Below are 20,419 nucleotides of genomic sequence, written 5' to 3' on the forward strand. Positions count from 1 at the left end.
GATTGCTTTACCGGTACAGTACCGGGGTCGTCAGAGTTCGAGCGCTGTCGAGGCCCGCGCGATCAGCTCCGGCTGGAACACCACGTTGCGGTGCGTGTGCTCCGTGCCCTCGGCGATCTCGTCGAACAGGAGCTGCGCCGCCGTGCGACCGAGCTGGGCCCGCGGCTGGCGCACCGACGACAGCGGCACGGCCGCCGCGGCGGCGAAGTCGATGTCGTCGTAGCCGACGATCGCGCACTCCTGCGGGACTTTCACGCCGTGCATCGTCAATCCCTGGAGCGCGCCGAGCGCGACGAGGTCGTTGGCGCAGAACACGGCCGTGGGCCGGTCCTCGCGCCCGAGCATCGCCTCCACGGCCTCGCGCCCGGCCTGGAAGTTCAGGCCCGGGGTCGCGAACACCTCCAGCTCGACGCCCGCGTCCTCGCACACCTCCCGGCAGCCCTCGTACCGGTCGGCGACCTGCGGGATCGCCGAGGGCCCGCCGATGAACGCGATCCGCCGGTGCCCGCGCTCGACCAGGTGCCTCGCGGCGAGGCGCCCGCCCGCGACGTCGTCGACGGCCACCGAGCAGTGCGGGTGGCGCCCGGCGCCGCGGTCGACCAGGACCACGGGGATGTCGTGCCCGGTGAGCCGCTCGATCCACGACGCCGACGAGTCGTCCACCGGGGTGATGAGCAGGCCCAGGACCCGCTGCTCCTCAAGGAGTTCCAGGTGCCGCCGCTCGCGGCGCACGTCCTCGCCGGAGTCGCACACGGTCACCACGCCGCCCGCGGACTCCACCAGGGGCTCGGCGCCGCGGACCACGTCGGTGAAGAACGGGTTGGCCACGTCGAGGACCACGATCGCGACGGTGCGGCTGCGCCCGGCCCGCAGCTGGCGCGCGGAGTCGTTGCGCACGTAGCCGAGATCGGCGATGGCGGCGAGCACGCGCGCCCTGGTCTCCTCGGCGACGGCCTCGGGCCGGTTGAGCACATTGGAGACCGTCCCGACCGAGACGCCGGCCGCTCGCGCGACGTCTTTCATACTGGTAGTGGTCATGGTCACCTCAATGAGTCTATCGGGGGGCGGGGGCGCAGGCGGCCCGCCGATTGAAACGGTTCAACCGTGAACGGCGAGCTTGAGGAGCATATACCGAACCGTGTTCGAATTTCTTCCCGGCCGCGGCTTGACAAGCGCTTGCTTCCCGTTCTACTTTATCGAAATCCGTTCATGAAACGATTCAAAAACACGGCGTTCACACGCCGGAGCCCGCACCCTTCAGGGAGGAACCCCGTGACCGCTGCGCCACCCACCCGCGTGTGCTTCACCCTCCGCGTCAGACCCGACCGCATCGAGGAGTACAAGGAGCGCCACGCCGCCGTGTGGCCCGACATGCTCCGCGCCCTCGCCGCGACCGGCTGGACGAACTACTCCCTGTTCCTGGCCGAGGACGGCCTCCTCGTCGGCTACCTGGAGACCCCCGACTTCGACGCCGCCCGCGAGGCCATGGCCCGCACCGACGTCAACGCCCGCTGGCAGGAGTCGATGGCCCCGTTCTTCGAGGGCACCGGCGGCGCGCACGCCGACGACGCGTTCAACGTCCTCACCGAAGTGTTCAACCTGGAGACCCAACTGGCCGCGGCCGACGCCGCCGCTGAAGGAGCCCGCAAATGAGCGACCGCACACCGTACGCCAAGCAGGTCCTCGCGGGCCAGAGCATCGAGATGCCCTCCTGGGCGTTCGGGAACTCCGGCACCCGCTTCAAGGTCTTCGCCCAGCAGGGCGTCCCGCGCGACCCGTACGAGAAGCTCGCCGACGCCGCCCAGGTCCACAAGTACACCGGCGCCGCCGGGTCCGTCGCCCTCCACATCCCCTGGGACAAGGTCGAGGACTACGCCGACCTCGCCCGCCATGCCGCGGACCTGAACGTGCGCATCGGGACCATCAACTCGAACACGTTCCAGGACGACGACTACATGCTCGGCTCGGTCTGCCACCCCGACGCGAAGATCCGCCGCAAGGCCGTCGACCACCTCCTCGAATGCGTCGACATCATGGACGCCACCGGCTCCGCCGACCTCAAGCTCTGGTTCGCCGACGGCACCAACTACCCTGGCCAGGACTCCATCTCCGGGCGCCAGGACCACCTCGCCGAGTCACTCGCCGAGGTCTACGCCCGCCTCGGCGACCACCAGCGGCTCCTGCTCGAATACAAGCTGTTCGAGCCGTCGTTCTACACCACCGACGTCCCCGACTGGGGCACCGCGTACGCGCACTGCCTCAAGCTCGGCCCCAAGGCCCACGTGGTCATCGACACCGGCCACCACGCGCCCGGCGTCAACATCGAGTTCATCGTGGCGTTCCTGCTGCGCGAAGGCAAGCTCGGCGGCTTCGACTTCAACTCCCGGTTCTACGCCGACGACGACCTCATGGTCGGCGCCGCCGACCCGTTCCAGCTCTTCCGGATCCTCCACGAGCTCACCCTCCAGGACGTCCTCCTCCCCGATTCGGGCATCGCCTACATGCTCGACCAGTGCCACAACATCGAGCCGAAGATCCCCGGCCAGATCCGCTCGATCATGAACGTGCAGGAGGCGACCGCCAAGGCCCTCCTGGTCGACCACGACGCCCTTGCCGCCGCGCAGCAGGCCGGCGACGTGCTCGGCGCGAACGCGGTCCTCATGGACGCCTACAACACCGACGTGCGCCCGCTCCTGGCCGAGGTCCGCGCGGAGAAGGGCCTCGCCGCCGACCCGATGGCCGCGTACGCCGCCTCCGGGTACGCCGAGGAGATCAAGGCCGCCCGCGTCGGCGGCGCCCAGGCCGGATGGGGTGCGTAAGTGAGCGCTGTCAACGACCTGATCACCCGCTCGAACCGCCTCGGTGCGGACAAGCGGAACACGAACTTCGCGGGCGGGAACACCTCCGCGAAGGGCGCCGAGACCGACCCGGTCACCGGCGAGGACGTCGAGCTGCTGTGGGTCAAGGGCTCCGGCGGCGACCTCGGCACCCTCAAGGAGTCCGGGCTCGCCGTGCTGCGCCTGGACCGCCTGCGCGCCATGGCGGACACCTACCCGGGCGTCGATGAAGAGGACGTCATGGTCGAGCGCTTCGACTACTGCCTCCACGGCCGCGGCGGCGCCGCCCCGTCGATCGACACCGCGATGCACGGCCTCGTCGACGCCGCGCATGTGGACCACCTCCATCCCGACTCCGGGATCGCGTTCGCGACCGCCGCCGACGGGCCCGCGCTCACCGAAGCCTGCTTCTCCGACCGCGTGGTGTGGGTCGACTGGCGACGCCCCGGCTTCCAGCTGGGCCTGGACATCGCCGCGATCAAGGAGGCGAACCCGCAGGCGATCGGGTGCATCCTCGGCGGCCACGGCATCACCGCCTGGGGCGCGACGTCCGAAGAATGCGAAGCGAACTCCCTGGAGATCATCCGCGGCTGCGAGGCCTACCTCGCCGAGCACGGCAAGCCGGACCCGTTCGGCGACAAGGTCGCCCAGTGGGCTCCGCTCGGCGAGACCGAGCGTCGCGAGCGCGCGGCCGCGCTCGCGCCCGTCGTGCGCGGCCTCGCCTCCACCGACCACCGCCAGGTCGGGCACTTCACCGACGCCCCGGAGGTCCTCGACTTCCTCGCCTCGGCCGAGATGCCGCGCCTGGCCGCGCTGGGCACCTCCTGTCCGGACCACTTCCTGCGCACCAAGGTCCGGCCCCTGATCCTGGAGACCGCCGCCGACGCGCCCCTCGCGGACGTGATCGCGCAGCTCCAGGAGCGCCACGCGGCCTACCGCGAGGAGTACCGCGCCTACTACGAGCGCTTCGCGACCGAGGACTCCCCGGCGATCCGCGGCGCGGACCCGGCGATCGTCCTGGTCCCCGGCGTCGGCATGTTCTCCTTCGGCGCCGACAAGCAGACCGCGCGCGTCGCGGGGGAGTTCTACGTCAACGCGATCAACGTGATGCGCGGGGCCGAGTCGGTCTCCACCTACGAGCCGATCGCCGAGTCCGAGAAGTTCCGCATCGAGTACTGGTCCCTCGAAGAGGCCAAGCTCCAGCGCCGCCCCAAGCCCAAGCCGCTCGCCGGGCGCGTCGCGCTGGTGACCGGCGCGGCCGGGGGCATCGGCAAGGCCACCGCCGAGCGCCTTGCGGCCGAAGGCGCCTGCGTCGTCATCGCCGACCTCGACGCCGAGAAGGCTGCCGCCGCGGCGGCCGAGATCGGATCGGCCGACGTCGCGGTCGGGGTGTCCTGCAACGTCACCGATGAAAGCGCGATCAAGTCCGCATTGGACGCGGCCGCGCTCGCGTTCTGCGGCGTCGACCTCGTCGTCAACAACGCCGGGCTCTCGCTGTCCAAGCCGCTGCTCGACACCACGGCCGCGGACTGGGACCTCCAGCACGACGTCATGGCGAAGGGCTCGTTCCTCGTCTCCCGCGAGGCCGCGCGGCTCATGATCGCGCAGGGCCTGGGCGGCGACATCGTCTACATCGCCTCGAAGAACTCGGTGTTCGCGGGCCCCAACAACATCGCGTACTCCGCGACCAAGGCCGACCAGGCCCACCAGGTGCGCCTCCTCGCCGCCGAACTCGGGGAGCACGGCATCCGCGTCAACGGCGTCAACCCCGACGGGGTCGTCCGCGGGTCGGGGATCTTCGCCTCCGGGTGGGGCGCGAACCGCGCGGCCGTCTACGGCGTCAAGGAAGAGGAGCTCGGCCAGTACTACGCGGGCCGGACCCTGCTCAAGCGCGAGGTGCTCCCGTCTTCGGTCGCCGACGCGGTCTACGCGCTCGTCGGCCCCGACCTGGGCCTGACCACCGGCGTCCACATCCCCGTGGACTCGGGTAACCCCCAGGGGTTCCTACGGTGACGATCCTGGCTGCCGTCGACCTCGGCGCGTCCTCCGGGCGCGTCATGGCCGCCCGCGTCGCGGACGGGGACCGGATCGGCCTCACCGAGGCCGCCCGGTTCCCCAACCGCGCCGTCCAGGTCCGCGGGCGCCTGTACTGGGACGTCCTCGGCCTGTGGTCCGGCGTCCTCGACGGCCTGCGCGCCGTCGGCGAGGCCGTCTCGATCGGCGTCGACTCCTGGGCCGTGGACTACGGCCTCCTCGACGCCGACGGCCACCTCATCGCCAACCCCTACTGCTACCGCGACGCCCGCGGCGCCAAGGCCAAAGCGGACGTCCTCGCCCGCACCGCCCCTGAGACCCTGTTCGCGCTCACCGGCATCCAGCCGCAGCCGTTCAACACGGTCTTCCAGCTCACCGCCGACGCGCCCGGCGCCCACCGCGCCCTCCTCGTCCCCGACCTCCTCGCCTACTGGCTCAGCGGCGAGGCCGCCTGGGAGGCCACGAACGCCTCCACCACCGGGCTCCTCGACCCCGCCACCGGCGACTGGTCCGCAGCCGCCGCGGACGCCGCCGGGATCGACCTCGGCCTCCTCGGCCCGGTCACCCCCACCGGCACCGTCCTCGGCCCGGTCCTCCCCGAGATCGCCGACGCCACCGGCCTCGCCGCCACCACCCAGGTGATCGCGACCGCCAGCCACGACACCGCCGCCGCCGTCGCGGCCGTCCCCTACGAAGGCCCGAACGCCGCCTACATCTCCTGCGGCACCTGGTCCCTCGTCGGCACCGAACGCGACACCCCCATCGCCACGCCCGCGGCCCTCGCCGCCGGGTTCACCAACGAGCGCGGCGCCGACGGCACGATCCGCTTCCTGCGCAACGTCGCCGGACTCTGGCTCCTCTCCGAGTCCGTCGACACCTGGCGCCGCCGAGGCCACGACATCGACCTCGCCGACCTCCTCGACGCCGCCGGAAGAGAAGAGCGCCTGCGCTCGGTCGTCGACCCCGACGACCCCCGCTTCGCCAACCCCGGCGACATGCCCGAGCGCCTCCGCGCCTACTGCGCCGAGACCGGCCAGCCGGTCCCCGAGACCCCCGCGCAGATCGCCGCGTGCATCCTCGACTCCCTCGCGCTCGCGCACCGCCGCGCGATCGACGCCCTCGAAACCCTCACCGGCGAGGCGGTCCACACGATCCACATCGTCGGCGGCGGCTCCAAGAACGCCCTCCTGTGCCAGCTCACCGCCGACGCCACCGGCCGCCCCGTGCTCGCCGGACCCGACGAGGCCACCGCCCTCGGCAACGCCCTCGTCCAGGCCCAGGCCCTCGGCCTCATCGGCCCCGGACCCGACGCCCGCCGCGCCGCGGCCCGCGCCTCCGCGCAGCCCAGGCGCCACGAACCCCAAGGGCCGCAAGGCCCCTGGGAGCAAGCCACCCGACGACTGTCGGGACCGCCTCAATAGATCCCGAAGGCCCGCCCTCGGCGGGACCCCTCATTTCAGAAGGAGCAATCAACGATGATCCGCCATCCTCACCGCCTGCGGCGCCGATCCCTCCTCACGGGCGCCTCGGCCGCCGCCGTGCTGGCCGCCGCCGCGGCCTGCGGCGACGACGGGCCCGCGGGCACCGCCGACGACCCGATCGAGATCAGCTTCGAATGGTGGGGCGACGAGACCCGCGCCGACCTCACCAACCAGGTCATCGACCTGTTCCAGCAGAAGAACGAGGGCATCAAGGTCAAGGCGAACTTCGCCGACTTCCCGACCTACTGGGAAGGAATGGCCGGCCGCATGGCCTCGCGCGACCTGCCCGACGTCTTCCAGATGGACTACTCGCGGCTGCGCCAGTTCGGCGGCGCCGGGATGCTCCTGCCGCTCGAAGGCGTCGTCAAGACCGACGACTTCCGCGAGGGCTTCCTCGACACCGCCAAGCTCGACGGCCAGCTCATCGCCGTCCCGGCCGCGGGCAACACCCTCGGCCTGATCTACCGCTCCGACTGGTTCGAGCAGCACGGCATCGCCACCCCCGCCCCCGGCTACACCTGGGAGCAGTACGGCGCCGACATCGCCACCCTCACCCCCGCCCTCGGCGAGGGCAAGTGGGGCGGCGGCGACTGGGCCGGGCAGTACCACTTCATGGAGCTGTGGCTGCGCCAGCAGGGCGGCTCGTTCTACACCGAGGACGGCAAGGCCCTCAACTTCACCAAGGAGCAGCTCGCCGAGTGGTGGGCCACCACCGCGGACCTGTACGCCGCCGGGAACGTCCCGCCGGTCGAGACCACCATCGAATGGACCGAGGACGGCCTCGTCCAGGACGCCCTCGCCTCCGAGATCGGCTGGGACAACTTCATGCCCGGCTTCTCGCCGACCGTTGCGGAGAACGGCGGCACGCTCGCCCTCGCCGCCCCGCCGAGCCTCGACCCCGGCAACCTCGGCCTCTACCTCAAGCCCTCGATGCAGCTGGTCATCTCCGGCACCACCGAGCAGCCCGAGGCCGCCGCCAAGTTCATCGACTTCTTCCTCGGCGACCCCGAGGCGATCGCGATCCTCGGCACCAACCGCGGCATCCCGGCCACCAACACCGGCCTGGAGAACGTCGAGCTCGACGAGTACGCGCAAGCCGTCCTCGACTACGAGGCCAGCGTCTCCGAGTACCTGACGACCCCGCCGCCCGCCCCGCCCGCCGCCACCGGCGCCATCGAGGTCAAGTTCGGCGAGATCTACCAGCAGGTCCAGTACGCGGCCATGACCACCACCGAAGCGGCCGACCTCTTCTTCACCGAGGCCGAGACCCTCCTCGCCTCCGAGCAGTAGTCCCTCCCAGGGCCGCGCGGCGCCCGTTCGCCGCGCGGCCCGAAAGCCAACGCCGATAAGGAACCTCACCGTGACAGCTCCTCCGACCGCGGCCCCGCCCGCGGCAGACGAGGCCGGAGCCACCGCGCAGGCGAAGAAGCAGAAGGGCGCCGCCAAGCGCCGCCCCTCCCTCTCCCGCCGCGGCGAACTGCTCACCGGCTACACCTTCATGACCCCGTGGATCATCGGCTCGCTGGTGTTCACCGTCGGGCCCATGCTGTGGTCGCTGTACCTCTCGTTCACCGACTACCACCTCGTCCTCGGCGGCGACTTCATCGGCTTCGAGAACTACCGCGCCATGTTCGAGGACCCGATGTTCGCGCGGGCCGTCAAGGTCACGCTCCTGTACGTCGTCCTCGCCGTCCCGCTGAAGCTCCTCGCGTCCCTCGCCGTCGCCATGCTCCTCACCCAGAAGCGCCGCGGCATCGGCTTCTACCGGGCCGCGTTCTACATGCCCTCGCTCATCGCCATGAGCGTCGGCATGGCCCTGGTCTGGAAGGCGCTCTTTGCCGCCGACGGCCCCCAGGACCAGTTCATGAGCCTCTTCGGCTGGGAAGGCGGCGGGTTCATCGGCAACCCCGACGTCTCCATCCTCATGCTCGTGCTCCTCAGCGTCTGGACCTTCGGCGCGCCCATGGTCATCTTCATGGCCGGGCTCCTCCAGGTCCCCGGCGAGCTCTACGAGGCCGCCGAAGTCGACGGCGCCGGCAAGTGGCACCGGTTCGTGCACATCACGATCCCCATGCTCTCCCCGGTCATCTTCTTCAACGTGCTCATGGAGACCGTCCACGCGTTCCAGATGTTCGGCCCCGCCTTCATCATCGGCGGCACCGCGGGCGGCCCCGCCTGGTCCACGCTCTTCTACACCGTGCGCATCTACGCGCTGGCCTTCGTCGACCTGCGCATGGGCTACGCGTCCGCATGGGCGTGGATGCTCGTGCTCGCCGTCGGCGTGGTCACCCTCATCATGTTCCGCGCCGCCAAGAACCTCGTCTACTACGCGGGGGAGGACAACCGATGACCGCCGCCGAAGCAACCACCGAACCCCGAGTCGTCGGCCGCCGCCAGCGCACCGCAGGGGAAAAAGGACGCTCCGTCCTGTGGCACCTGTGCCTCCTGGCGTCCCTCGTCGTCGTCCTCTACCCGGCGTTCTGGGTCCTCACCGCGTCCATCAAACCCAACGCGGACATCATCACCGACCTGTCGCCGATCCCCGCGACGATCACGTGGGAGAACTTCGCGAGCGCCTTCGACGGCCTCGCCGGGGTCCCGCTGTGGCGGTTCTTCTGGAACTCGTTCGTCATCGCCGCCCTGTCCGTGATCGGCATCGTCGTCTCCTGCTCGATCACCGCCTACGCCCTGGGCCGCCTGGAGTTCCCCGGCCGCAAGGCCATGTTCGCCGTCGTCATCGCGACGCTGCTGCTGCCCGGCCAGGTCATGCTCATCCCGCAGTACCTGATCTTCTCCGAACTCGACGTCGTCAACACGATCTTCCCGCTCGTCATCGGCAAGTTCCTCGCCCTCGACGCGTTCTTCGTGTTCATGTACATCCAGTTCCTGCGCGGCATCCCCCGCGAACTCGACCAGGCCGCGACCATTGACGGCGCCGGGCACTTCCGCATCTTCTTCTCGATCATGCTGCCGCTGCTGCGCCCCGCGATCGTGACCTCCTCGATCTTCACGTTCATCGGCTCCTGGAACGACTTCATGGGCCCGTTGATCTACCTGCACGAGATCGAGAAGTTCCCGCTGCCGCGGCTCCTCCAGTCCTACAACAACACCGAGGCCGTCTCCAACTACGGCGGCATGATGGCGATGACGCTGCTGTCGCTCGTCCCCGTGGTGCTGTTCTTCCTGGTCTTCCAGAAGTTCCTCATCAAGGGCATCGCCACCTCCGGGGTCAAGGGCTGATGGCCGCCATCGCAAGACCGAGACGGCAGGCGTTCGGCGAGGGCTTCGCGCTCTTCGCCGAGTGCCTGCTGACCGGCGTGTGGTTCGCCCTCGCCGCAATCCCGGTCGTGACGGTCCCGGCCGCGCTGGCGGCCGCGTCCCGGCACCTGCGGGCCTACGCGGAAGGGGACTCCACGTCGTGGGGCTCGTTCTGGGCGGACTTCCGCGAGGCGTGGCGCACCGGCTGGAAGACCGGCCTCGCGATGATCGGCGCGGCCCTGCTCCTGTCGCTCAACCTCGCGGTGCTCGCGCAGGAGGGCGTCCCGGGCCGGCCCGGCTTCGCGCTGGCGACGTTCGTCGTCGCAGGGCTCGCGGCGACGGTCCTGCTGCGGGCCGCCGCGGAGTGGGCCCCGGGGGAGCGGTGGCGGGACCTGTTCGCCCGCGCCCTCGACGGCACCCGCACCGACCTCGGCGGCACGGGGATCCTCCTGGGCGGCGTGGCGGTGCTCGCGGCGGCCGCGTGGGCCCTGTGGCTCCTGGCGGTGCCGATGGCCGGGTGCCTGGCGGGGGCCGCGGTGGCGGTGCGCCGCAGGGCGCTCCAGCGGGCGGAGGAGGACGCAGGGGAGTAGTCCTCACGGCCGAGCCGGGCCGCCGGTGCCTACTGCCGCAGAAGGACGGGTATTCCTTCCAGCGACGGGTGTCGATGCTTGCTAGCGTGGGGATACCACCCCCAGTGGTCCGGCCGTCACGGCCGCGCCCGTGAACCCGCACGGAGGCAACCATGTCCGACACCTCGCCCCCCAAGACCCGCCCCGGATCGGTCACCCTCGCGGTGTGGCTCCAGATCCTCCTGGCCCTGTTCCTGCTCGCGCAGACGGCCCTGAGCTTCGTCTACGGCCCCGACGCCGCCGACGCGGCCGAGGACGCCCTCGAAGCGCAGGGCGTGGCCATGTCCGACCTGCCGCAGGGCACCTCGTTCGAGTCCGGCCCCGGCGCGCTCGTGTTCAACATCGTGCTCGCCGCGGTCCTCGTGGTGCTCGCGCTCCTCAACGGCGCCGGGAAGCGCCCGGCCCGCGTCCTCACGTGGGTCCTCCAGCCGATCATCCTGGTGTGCACGCTCGCCGGGATGCTGTCGACGCTGTTCCTCTCCCAATTCCTGTCCTACGCGTTCGAGAACTCCGGCGACGAGACCCTGGAGGCCCTCGACGTCGACGCGATCGTGGACGCCGTCACCGGCGCCTACCCGTCCTGGACCGCGGTCGTCTCCTACGGCGCCCTCGCCCTGGGCATCCTCGGCTCCCTGCTGGTGATCGTCCTGCTGGCCGTGCCCTCCGCGAACGCCTACTTCCGCAAGGAGGAGCCGGAGAAGTTCATCCCCGGCGCCCCGCCCGCCTAGGCCCGTACGGCACCCGATCCGAGACCCGGGCCGATCCCACAGGATCGGCCCGGGTTGTTTCCTATCACGTTTTGCATAAGAGTTATATCGACTCCGAGGCGTACCGCCTCTTGTAGAATCGCGGCCCCACCTCGGCCTCGGGTCCCGATAACGCCGGGCTTCGCCCGTCAACTACACAAACAAGGGCTCGAATTTCCGCGGTACGCGTGTCGGTGCCTACGGCTAGAATCGCGGTACACCCACCGAAGCGAAACGAAACGACCACACACCGCTCGCCCGCCGGCGAGCGAGAGGAGACCGACCCAGGGCACCGGGCCGCCACGGCGACCGGCGCCGCCGAGAGGAACGCCTTGAGCAAGTCAGCCGACGCAGCGCCGCCCGCCGGATGGGGCGTGTGGACCTGGCCCAACCTGGTCACCGCCGTGCGCCTCCTCGGCATCCCGCTGTTCTGCTACCTCCTCCTCGGCACCCAGTACTACTGGCAGGCCGCGGTCGTCCTCGCCGTCGGCTCCGGCACCGACTGGGTCGACGGACAGCTGGCCCGCCACCTCAACCAGGTCTCCAAGCTCGGACGGCTCCTCGACCCGTTCGTCGACCGGCTCTACATCCTCACCGCGCTCCTGGCCCTCACCTACGTGGGCCTGCTGCCGTGGCTGTTCACCCTCGCCGCGCTCGCCCGCGAGGCCGTCATGGTCGGCATGGTCATCGTGCTGCGCTGGCACGGCCACGCCCCGCCGCAAGTCCACTTCCTCGGCAAGGCCTCCACGACGATCGTGTTCTGCACGTTCCCGGTGCTCGTCATCGCCGGTCTCGTGCCCGAGGCCGACTTCTGGGCCAAGCCCCTCGGCTGGGCCCTCGCCTGGTGGGGCCTGGGCCTGTACTGGCTCGCGGCCCTGGTCTACCTGCGGCAGGCCCGCGGGCTCCTCAAAGCAGGGAGCCCCCGCACCGAGGTCGCGGCGTGAGCAGGGAAGCGGTCCCACCGCTGCTTCTGGAAGCGGCGTTCCGTCACGCGGCCGCCGCCCCGCCGCAACGTCCGTTCTGACGGGCGATACCGTCATGGACGTCCGACCCCGCAACAGGGCGGGGGCGCTCGCAGAGGGGGGCACCAGGTGATTCCGGAAGAACTGCGCTATACGGCGGAGCACGAGTGGGTCGAGCGCCGCGACGGCAACGTCGTGCGCATCGGCATCACCGAGTTCGCGCAGAACGCGCTGGGCGACGTCGTATTCGTCCAACTTCCGGAGGCCGGTGCCGAGGTCCGCGCCGGCGAGGTGGTCGGCGAAGTCGAGTCGACCAAGAGCGTCTCCGACGTGTACGCTCCCCTGACCGGTAAGATTCTTGCGTGCAATGACGAATTGTCGGAATCCCCGGAATTGGTGAACAGCGACCCCTATGCGGCGGGCTGGATGTTCGACATCGAAGTCGAGGATGCCGGCTCGCTCAGTGCTTTGCTCGACGCCGGAGCATATGCGAAGCTTACGGAGTGACCAGAGGGTCCAGACTTGCTAGAAGGTGGCAATCCCATGACGCGTTCGAATGACGAGTTCCCTCCGCCGGATGTCACGGCCACGATGAACCTGTCCGCCCTGCAGGAGGGCGGCGAGGTCGACGCGGAGCTCAACTCCGCCCGGTTGGCGGACTCCCTCCCGGCGGGCACCGCGTTGCTGGTGGTCCGCCGCGGACCGAACGCCGGTGCGCGCTTCCTCCTCAACACCGAGGTGACGACCTCAGGGCGCCACCCCGACTCCGACATCTTCCTCGACGACGTGACCGTCTCGCGGCGCCACGCCGAGTTCCACCGCGACGCGGCCGGTTTCACCGTCCGCGATGTGGGCAGCCTGAACGGGACCTACGTGAACCGCGAACGCGTGGAGACCGCGGGCCTCGGCAACGGCGACGAGGTGCAGATCGGCAAGTTCCGCCTGGTGTTCATCTCCGGCCCCAAGCCGGCCGCCTGACCCCGGCGCCGTACCCCGGCGCGCGCTGCGCGCGCGTCATCGGCGCAGTAGGCTGAGAGTCTCAGGACCCGCCCGGGTTTCCCTGGCGGGTCCTTATCATTTGACGGCGATACCGTTGGAGGCGTTACCGGTGCGGATGATGACCGTGGTCGGGGTCCGCGTGGAACTCCCGAGCAACCAGCCGGTGGTGCTCCTGAAAGAGGTCGACGGGAATCGATACCTGCCGATCTGGATCGGGACGGTCGAGGCTGCTGCGATCGCCTACCAGCAGCAGGACGTGCAGCTCTCCCGTCCGCTGACCCACGACCTGATCCGCGACGTGCTCGACGCCCTCGACGTGACGCTCACGTCGGTGGAGATCACCGAGCTGCGCGACACGATCTACTTCGCGGAGCTCGTCCTCGACGGGCGCACGCGCGTCTCCTCCCGCTCCTCCGACGCGATCGCGATCGCGCTGCGCACCGAGGCCCCGATCTGGTGCGCCGACGCCGTCCTCGACGAGGCCGGGGTGGTCCTGCCGGACACCCAGGAGGACGAGGTGGAGAAGTTCCGGGAGTTCCTCGAAGAGGTCACGCCCGAGGACTTCGAGGAGAACCGCTGACCCCTCGCGGACGGGTCGAGGTTTTCTCTGGTTCAGCCCATGGTGGAGGGTCGCGGCGTTTAGGCTCAGCCCGTAGTGCACCGCTGAGCTCGGAGGACGCGCCATGGACGCCCACAGTGAACCCTCGGGACGCCAGGTGGTCCCGCCCAGTCAGATCCGCGGCTGGCGGGGGACGGCGGCGTGCCGGGTCGTGGGGATCACCTACCGGCAGCTCGACTACTGGGCGCGCACGGGCCTCGTGGAGCCGAGCATCCGGGCGGCGTCGGGCTCGGGGTCGAACCGGCTCTACTCGTTCCGCGACATCATCGTCCTGAAGGTCATCAAGCGGCTCCTCGACGCGGGCGTCTCGCTGCAGAACATCCGCAAGGCCGTCGAGGCGCTGCGGTCGCGCGGCGTGAAGGACCTCGCCGAGATCACGCTCATGTCCGACGGCTCGACGGTGTACGAGTGCCGGTCCGCGGGCGAGGTCATCGACCTGCTGCGCGGCGGCCAGGGCGTCTTCGGGATCGCGGTCCGCTCGACGGTCACCGAGGTGATGGGGCGGCTGGCGACGCTGCCGGGCGAGGCCCCGGTGAAGGCCCCGACCCAGCTGCACGCGCCGGATCAGGCGGCCGTGGGCCACACGACGGGCGTGCCCGTTCGCCGACGCGGGGCGTCCTGACCTACCATGGCGGCAGAGCCGGAAAACCGGGCGGGAGAGATCGTGGGCCTCATGCGCTACACGGCACCGAAGGGGCAAGTCCCTCGCTTCAAACTCTCAGGTACCAGGACCGTTCGGAACAGGCCGCTCTGAAGCCGCTCACCCGGTGACAGACGAGGGGATGCCAGTGTCGTCCCATGTCACCGGAGGTACCGTGACCGACCGTTCCGCTTTCGCCGCCCGCCACATCGGCACCGACCCCGCCGACCAGGACGCCATGCTCAAGGCGGTCGGGTACCCGAGCCTCGAAGCGCTCATGGACGCGTGCATGCCCGCGCTCATCCGCTCCTCCGACGGCCTGGCCCTGCCCGACGCGGTCACCGAGACCGAGGCGCAGGCCGAGCTCCAGGGCCTCGCCGACCAGAACCGGCCCATGCGGTCGATGATCGGCCTGGGCTACTTCGGCACCCACACCCCCGCGGTGATCCGCCGCAACGTCCTCGAAAACCCCTCCTGGTACACCGCGTACACGCCCTACCAGGCGGAGATCTCCCAGGGGCGCCTTGAGGCGCTGCTCAACTTCCAGACGATGGTCGCCGACCTGACGGGCCTGCCCGTGGCCGGTGCGAGCCTCCTCGACGAGGCCACCGCCGCGGCTGAGGCGATGCTGCTCGCGCGCCGCGCGGCCAAGCGCGGCGCAGGCGACGTGTTCGCCGTCGACGCGCGCGTGCTCCCGCAGACCCTCGCGGTCCTCAAGACCCGCGCCGAGCCGGTCGGCATCGACCTCCAGGTGACCGACCTGTCCGCCGGAATCCCGGAGGGCGCCTTCGGGATCCTCCTCCAGTACCCGGGCGCCGACGGCGCCGTGCGCGACTGGAGCGCGGTCGCGGAGGCCGCCCACGCGCAGGGCGCCCTCGTCACCGTCGCGGCCGACCTGCTCGCGCTGACGCTCCTCGCGGCGCCGGGCGAGTTCGGGGCGGACATCGCCGTGGGCTCGACGCAGCGGTTCGGGATGCCGATGGGCTTCGGCGGCCCGCACGCGGGCTACATGGCCGTCGCGGAGAAGCTCCAGCGGCAGCTGCCGGGCCGCCTCGTGGGCGTCTCGCGCGACTCGGGCGACAAGCCCGCGCTGCGCCTCGCGCTCCAGGCCCGCGAGCAGCACATCCGCCGTGAGAAGGCCACCAGCAACATCTGCACCGCGCAGGTGCTGCCCGCGGTCATCGCGTCCTCGTTCGCCGTCTGGCACGGCCCCCAGGGCCTGCGCGCCATCGCCGAGCACGCCGCCGCCCAGGCCGCGCGCCTGGCCGCGTCCCTCACCGCCGCCGGGATCGCCCTCGGCTCCGAGGCGTTCTTCGACACCGTCACCGCCACGGTGCCCGGCCGCGCCGACGCGATCGTCGCCTCGGCCGCCGACCGCGGCGTGAACCTGCGCCGCGTCGACGCCGACACCGTCGCGGCCTCCTGCGACGAGACCACGACCGACGCCGACCTCGACGCGGTGTGCGCCGCGTTCGGCGTCCCCCTCGCCGCACGGACTACCGCCGCGGTCCCCGCCGGACTCGCGCGCGAGTCCGCGTACCTGACGCACCCGGTGTTCACCGCCCACCACTCCGAGACGGCGATGATGCGCTACCTCAAGCGCCTCGCCGACATGGACTACGGGCTCGACCGCGGCATGATCCCGCTCGGGTCGTGCACGATGAAGCTCAACGCGGCCGCGGAGATGGAGCCGATCTCCTGGCCCGCGTTCGCCGACGTCCACCCCCTCGCCCCCGCCGACCAGACCCGCGGCTGGCGGGCCCTGATCGACCAGCTCGAAGGCTGGCTCGCCGACGTGTGCGGCTACGCCGCCGTCTCCGTGCAGCCCAACGCCGGCTCCCAGGGCGAGCTCGCCGGGCTCCTCGCCATCCGCGCCTGGCAGCACGACCGCGGCGAGACCGGCCGCGACGTCTGCCTCATCCCCGCCTCCGCCCACGGCACCAACGCCGCCAGCGCGGTCCTGGCCGGGATGCGGGTCGTGGTGGTGGCGTGCGACGAGGCCGGGAACGTGGATCTCGCCGATCTGGACGCGAAGATCGCGGCGCACGCGGACAGGCTCGCGGCGCTGATGGTCACCTACCCGTCGACGCACGGGGTGTACGAGTCGACGATCGTGGAGGTGTGCGCGAAGGTCCACGATGCGGGCGGGCAGGTGTACGTGGACGGCGCGAACTTGAATGCGCTGCTGGGGTGGGCGAAGCCGGGCCGGTTCGGTGCGGACGTGTCGCATTTGAACCTGCACAAGACGTTCTGCATTCCGCACGGCGGGGGCGGTCCGGGTGTGGGTCCGGTGGCGGTGGCCGAGCATCTGGTGCCGTTCCTGCCTTCGGACCCGTCGGATGCGGCGGGGCCGGTGGGTCCGGTGTCGCAGGCGCGGTGGGGGTCGGCGGGGATTCTTCAGATTCCGTGGATGTATCTGCGGATGATGGGTTCGGCCGGGGTGACGGCGGCGACGGCGTCCGCAGTGCTTGCCGCGAATTACGTGGCGGCGCGGCTGCGGGAGCACTTCCCGGTGCTGTACACCGGTGAGCACGGCCTGGTGGCGCACGAGTGCATCCTCGACCTGCGGGACCTCTCCAAGGAGTCGGGGGTGACGGTGGAGGACGTGGCGAAGCGGCTCATCGACTACGGGTTCCACGCGCCGACGATGTCGTTCCCGGTGGCGGGGACGCTCATGGTCGAGCCGACCGAGTCGGAGGACCTTGCCGAACTGGACCGGTTCGTGGATGCGATGGTCGCGATCCGCGCGGAGATCGCCGAGGTGGCGTCCGGTGCGGTCGCGGTGGAGGATTCGGCGCTGCGGGCGGCGCCGCACACGGCTGCCGTGGCGACGGCGGATGTGTGGGATCGGGCGTATTCGCGGACGGAGGCGGCGTGGCCGGGCGGTGTGTCGGCGGCGAAGTACTGGCCGCCGGTGGGTCGGATCGACAATGCGTGGGGTGACCGTAACCTGGCGTGCACGTGTCCGCCGATCGAGGCGTTCGGGGAGTAGTTCGACGGGAGGTCCGCTCACTACTGTGGGCGGGCCTTCGACGTGCGGGCTCTACACTGGCTGCCGACGATCCCCCCAGGAGTTGAGCGCATGGTTTTCGGCATTGAGCACAAGGTGAAGTCCCACCGGACGGGGCGGCGGCGCAAGAAGGGCGGCCAGCAGAAGCTGGTGGCGCCGTGGATTGTGATCACGTTGGTGTCGGTGCTGGTGGCGTCGGGTTTGACGTGGGGTTTTGTGGCGCTGTTGCGGTCGGGGTGCTCGGGTGAGGTGTACCGGGTGACGGTGGCGGCGGCGCCGAGTGTGTACGGGTCGTTGGGGGATGCGGCGCAGGAGTGGGAGCGGGAGCAGCCGGAGCTGAACGGGGAGTGCGTCGGGGTCGCGGTGACGGAGGTGTCGGCGGCGGATGCGTCTCGGGGGATCACGGGGACGTGGGACACGATGTCGTTCGGGAAGCGGCCGGTGGCGTGGGCGCCTGATGCGCAGGCGTGGGCGTCGTGGATGACGTCGAGTGAGGCGACGGCGGGGTATGTGTCGTCGGATCCGGTGGCGTTGGGTGAGGCGGGGTCGGTGCTGGCGGTCGCGGAGTCGACGGCGACTGAGCTGGGTTGGGTCGGTGGTGAGCCGCCGTCGTGGGCGGATGTGGTGGCGGCGGCGTCGGCGGGGGAGATCAGTCTGGCGGCGGCGAATCCGCGGTCGTCGACGGAGGGTCTGGTGGCGTTGTTGAACGCGTCGTCTGACGGGGCCGGGGGGTTCTCGCAGGCGGCGGCGGATGCGTATGCGGCGGCGATCGAGGCGGGGTCGTCGGCGGCTGATGCGGAGGGGTTGAAGAACGCGTATGTGGAGGCGGCGGACAGCAGTCAGGTGATGACGATGCTGGACTACCAGGTCGAGGATTTCAATTCGTCTTCGGAGTCGGCGGATCCGCTGGTGCCGGTGGTGCCGTCGGGGTCGTCGGTGAGCGCGGTGGCGTCGTACATGGTGCTGGGCGGTGCGGCGTGGGTGTCGGAGCCGGATGCGCGGATCGCGGAGATGTTCGGGGAGTACGTGTCGGGGCAGGTCGAGTCGGGGGCGTTCTCGGACCCTGACCTCAAGCCGGTCGATGATGCTGCCGCTGCCCTGGGTCAGGCGACGCCGGAGACGGTGGGCGCGGCGGTGCGGGCGTGGCAGTCGGGGGCGCAGGATTTGAACGTGCTGTTCCTGCTGGACTGGTCGTCGGCGGTGATGGAGGAGACCGTGGAGTACGAGGGGGACACGGTCGAGGCGGGGATCGCGGCGGTGCGGATGGCGGTGGACATGGTCGGGGAGATGGAGCCGACGTGGCGGGCCGGGTTGTGGGAGTACGGGGTCGGCGCGGGCGAGGATCAGAACTGGCGGTCGGTGGCCGAGGGCGCGGAGATGTCCGATGATGCGAAGAGCGACCTGACCAATACGCTGTACGACCTGTCGGAGGAGGCGGTGTTCGAGGGCGGCTCGCCCCTGTACGACTCCCTGGTGGCCGCCTATGCGGATCTGAACGCGAACCTCGTGGAGGGCGCGGCGAACGTGATCGTCGTGCTGACGAACTCGGGTGAGGACACGGCGAGCCTGCCGACGGTCGGCGAGACGGCGGATGCGCTGGCGGGGATGGCGGGGTCGGCGACGGTGTACACGGTCGGGTTCGGTGAGGCGAATGCGGAGAATCTGACGCAGTTGGCGGCGGCGACGGGCGGGGAGTACCTGCCGGCGCCGTCGGAGGGCGGGGTGCTGGGGGCGATCGCTCCGGCGTGAGGTGCCCCACTCGGCGCTCTCGGGTCGGGTGGGCGGCGGCGACAATGGGTCCATGTCGATCTTGCGGTCCGTGCCCCCCGCGCCGCCCGGTGCCGATCCGGGCTGCCGGGCGCGCCTGGTCGAGGTGGACCGGCTCGAATGGCGTGTCGGTGACGGCGGCGACCCCGCGGCGCTCGCCGAGGCGTTCTGCGACGAGTACAGCGGCCCGCATACGGGCGAGGACGGCTCGGTCTGCGGCGTCGCGGTCTTGATTTCCGCCGCGGCGGGTGCGGTGATGGCGGGCGGCGCGACGGGCGCGCCCACCCCGGTCCCGGCCGTCCCCGACCTGGCCCTGGTCGCCTACGCCCACGGGAAGCGCATCGACTCCGTGCCCGGTGATTTCACGGTGGGGGAGTGGCGGCGCTCCTGGTCGCAGGCCGATCATGCGAAGGCGGTCGTCGCCGTCCAGGAGGCGATCGGGCGGGGCCAGGTGTACGTCGCGAACGTCGTCGGCCACCGGTCCGCGCCCTGGTCCGGGGACCCGGCGGGGATCGCGGCCGCGGTCGCCTCGATCCCCGGTGCCGCGTGGGGCGGGGTCGTATCCGGGGAGGACTGGCTCATCGCCTCCGGGTCCCCCGAAGCGTTCGTGACCGTCGCCGGCGGGCGCGCGGCGACGTACCCGATCAAAGGCACCGCGCCCGCCACCGCCGAGGGCCGGGCGGACCTGCTCGCGTCGGTGAAGGAGCGCGCCGAGCACGTCATGGTCGTCGACCTCGAACGCAACGACCTCGCCCGGATCGCCGTCCCCGGGACGGTCGCCGTGGAGCGGCTGTTCGCGCTCGCGAAATGGGACCGGCTCTGGCAGGCAGAATCCACAGTGGTGTGCGATCTGGAGCCGGGCACCGGACTCGCGGACCTGCTGCGGGCGATGTGCCCGCCCGGGTCGGTCACCGGCACGCCGAAACTCGCGATGCTCGACCTCGCCTCCAGTCTGGAGCCGGTCGGGCGCGGGCCCGCCATGGGCGCCTTCGGGTACGTCCAGGACGGCCGCGTGGACCTGGGCGTGACGATCCGGACCGTCGCCCTGGACGCGCACCGGGCCCACCTGTGGGCGGGCGGGGGCATCACGTGGCGGTCGGACCCCGACGCCGAAGTCGCCGAGGCCGACGCGAAAGCCGAGGCCGTGGCCGCCAGGCTCAGTCCCGCGAGGCCCGCCAGATCTTGATCGTCTGCTCCTTCGCCTGCTCCCTGAGCGCGTCGGGCCACTCCGCCCGGTACAGGCGCAGCCGGGGCGTGGAGGAGTCGAGCTCGACCACGCAGCCCAGCGCCATGGGAGGATCGGGGTGGAGCCGCTGGAGCCAGACCGTGCCGGCGTTCCCGTCGTCGCCGCTGACCTGGATGGTCCTATGTTCCAATTGGAACTGTCCTAGGATTTTCGGCTCGCTCATGCCCGAGTCCTCACCGTTCTTGTCCCAC

At 70.9% G+C, this 20,419-nt stretch carries 19 protein-coding genes and 1 riboswitch; of the genes, 17 read left to right on the plus strand and 2 right to left on the minus strand.

What is annotated here, in order from left to right:
* Positions 1-30: 30 nt before the first annotated feature.
* On the minus strand, positions 31-1,038 hold the full coding sequence (locus WA640_RS12795) for a LacI family DNA-binding transcriptional regulator (RefSeq protein ID WP_219926895.1): 1,008 nt from the start codon (positions 1,036-1,038) through the stop codon (positions 31-33).
* A 234-nt stretch (positions 1,039-1,272) separates the two neighbouring features.
* On the opposite strand from WA640_RS12795, the gene WA640_RS12800 reads away from it, so the two are divergent.
* The 17 genes from WA640_RS12800 to WA640_RS12880 all read left to right on the plus strand — a co-directional run bounded on the left by WA640_RS12800 (position 1,273) and on the right by WA640_RS12880 (position 20,168).
* Positions 1,273-1,653 carry an L-rhamnose mutarotase gene (locus tag WA640_RS12800; RefSeq protein WP_335988052.1) on the plus strand — a complete coding sequence of 127 codons (381 nt, stop codon included), beginning with the start codon at positions 1,273-1,275 and terminating at the stop codon, positions 1,651-1,653.
* Positions 1,650-2,819 carry an L-rhamnose isomerase gene (gene rhaI / locus WA640_RS12805; RefSeq protein WP_335988053.1) on the plus strand — a complete coding sequence of 390 codons (1,170 nt, stop codon included), beginning with the start codon at positions 1,650-1,652 and terminating at the stop codon, positions 2,817-2,819. The genes WA640_RS12800 and rhaI overlap by 4 nt, the downstream gene beginning before the upstream one ends.
* Positions 2,820-4,850 (plus strand): bifunctional aldolase/short-chain dehydrogenase, encoded by a 2,031-nt coding sequence (locus tag WA640_RS12810; RefSeq protein ID WP_335988054.1) that lies wholly within the window; start codon positions 2,820-2,822, stop codon positions 4,848-4,850.
* Positions 4,847-6,292: a rhamnulokinase gene (locus WA640_RS12815; RefSeq protein WP_335988055.1), complete on the plus strand. Its 1,446-nt coding sequence runs from the start codon at positions 4,847-4,849 to the stop codon at positions 6,290-6,292. The genes WA640_RS12810 and WA640_RS12815 overlap by 4 nt, the downstream gene beginning before the upstream one ends.
* Before the next feature lie 54 nt (positions 6,293-6,346).
* Positions 6,347-7,642 carry an ABC transporter substrate-binding protein gene (locus tag WA640_RS12820; protein ID WP_335988056.1) on the plus strand — a complete coding sequence of 432 codons (1,296 nt, stop codon included), beginning with the start codon at positions 6,347-6,349 and terminating at the stop codon, positions 7,640-7,642.
* 70 nt (positions 7,643-7,712) lie between these two features.
* A complete protein-coding gene (locus tag WA640_RS12825) occupies positions 7,713-8,702 on the plus strand; it encodes a carbohydrate ABC transporter permease (RefSeq protein ID WP_219926893.1) in 990 nt (329 codons plus the stop codon).
* Complete coding sequence (locus WA640_RS12830) at positions 8,699-9,592, plus strand: carbohydrate ABC transporter permease (RefSeq protein ID WP_335988057.1); 894 nt, start codon at positions 8,699-8,701, stop codon at positions 9,590-9,592. Before WA640_RS12825 ends, WA640_RS12830 begins: the two co-directional genes overlap by 4 nt.
* On the plus strand, positions 9,592-10,200 hold the full coding sequence (locus WA640_RS12835; RefSeq protein ID WP_335988058.1) for a DUF624 domain-containing protein: 609 nt from the start codon (positions 9,592-9,594) through the stop codon (positions 10,198-10,200). The genes WA640_RS12830 and WA640_RS12835 overlap by 1 nt, the downstream gene beginning before the upstream one ends.
* A gap of 152 nt (positions 10,201-10,352) precedes the next feature.
* Positions 10,353-10,967, plus strand: coding sequence for a hypothetical protein (locus WA640_RS12840; protein WP_335988059.1), 615 nt, complete (start codon positions 10,353-10,355; stop codon positions 10,965-10,967).
* Positions 10,968-11,317: 350 nt separating this feature from the next.
* The gene (locus WA640_RS12845; protein ID WP_106365718.1) at positions 11,318-11,929 is read left to right on the plus strand and encodes a CDP-alcohol phosphatidyltransferase family protein; all 612 of its coding nucleotides are present in this window, start codon (positions 11,318-11,320) and stop codon (positions 11,927-11,929) included.
* A 147-nt stretch (positions 11,930-12,076) separates the two neighbouring features.
* Positions 12,077-12,454: a glycine cleavage system protein GcvH gene (gcvH, locus tag WA640_RS12850; RefSeq protein ID WP_106365717.1), complete on the plus strand. Its 378-nt coding sequence runs from the start codon at positions 12,077-12,079 to the stop codon at positions 12,452-12,454.
* Positions 12,455-12,490: 36 nt separating this feature from the next.
* Complete coding sequence (locus WA640_RS12855; protein WP_106365716.1) at positions 12,491-12,925, plus strand: FHA domain-containing protein; 435 nt, start codon at positions 12,491-12,493, stop codon at positions 12,923-12,925.
* A gap of 130 nt (positions 12,926-13,055) precedes the next feature.
* A complete protein-coding gene (locus WA640_RS12860) occupies positions 13,056-13,526 on the plus strand; it encodes a bifunctional nuclease family protein (protein ID WP_106365715.1) in 471 nt (156 codons plus the stop codon).
* 103 nt (positions 13,527-13,629) lie between these two features.
* Complete coding sequence (locus WA640_RS12865) at positions 13,630-14,187, plus strand: MerR family transcriptional regulator (protein ID WP_106365714.1); 558 nt, start codon at positions 13,630-13,632, stop codon at positions 14,185-14,187.
* 21 nt (positions 14,188-14,208) lie between these two features.
* A riboswitch (glycine riboswitch) is annotated at positions 14,209-14,309 on the plus strand.
* 38 nt (positions 14,310-14,347) lie between these two features.
* Positions 14,348-17,197 carry an aminomethyl-transferring glycine dehydrogenase gene (gene gcvP / locus WA640_RS12870; protein ID WP_442904737.1) on the plus strand — a complete coding sequence of 950 codons (2,850 nt, stop codon included), beginning with the start codon at positions 14,348-14,350 and terminating at the stop codon, positions 17,195-17,197.
* 90 nt (positions 17,198-17,287) lie between these two features.
* Positions 17,288-18,964: a vWA domain-containing protein gene (locus WA640_RS12875; RefSeq protein ID WP_335988066.1), complete on the plus strand. Its 1,677-nt coding sequence runs from the start codon at positions 17,288-17,290 to the stop codon at positions 18,962-18,964.
* Between the two features lies 1 nt (position 18,965).
* Positions 18,966-20,168 (plus strand): chorismate-binding protein, encoded by a 1,203-nt coding sequence (locus WA640_RS12880; RefSeq protein WP_442904738.1) that lies wholly within the window; start codon positions 18,966-18,968, stop codon positions 20,166-20,168.
* Here the strand turns inward: WA640_RS12880 and WA640_RS12885 are convergent.
* Positions 20,140-20,391 (minus strand): hypothetical protein, encoded by a 252-nt coding sequence (locus WA640_RS12885; protein WP_106365711.1) that lies wholly within the window; start codon positions 20,389-20,391, stop codon positions 20,140-20,142. The genes WA640_RS12880 and WA640_RS12885 overlap by 29 nt on opposite strands.
* Between the last annotated feature and the right edge of the window lie 28 nt (positions 20,392-20,419).

It is taken from the genome of Glycomyces sp. MUSA5-2, assembly GCF_037034145.1.
Classification (GTDB): Bacteria; Actinomycetota; Actinomycetes; order Mycobacteriales; family Micromonosporaceae; genus Glycomyces; species Glycomyces artemisiae.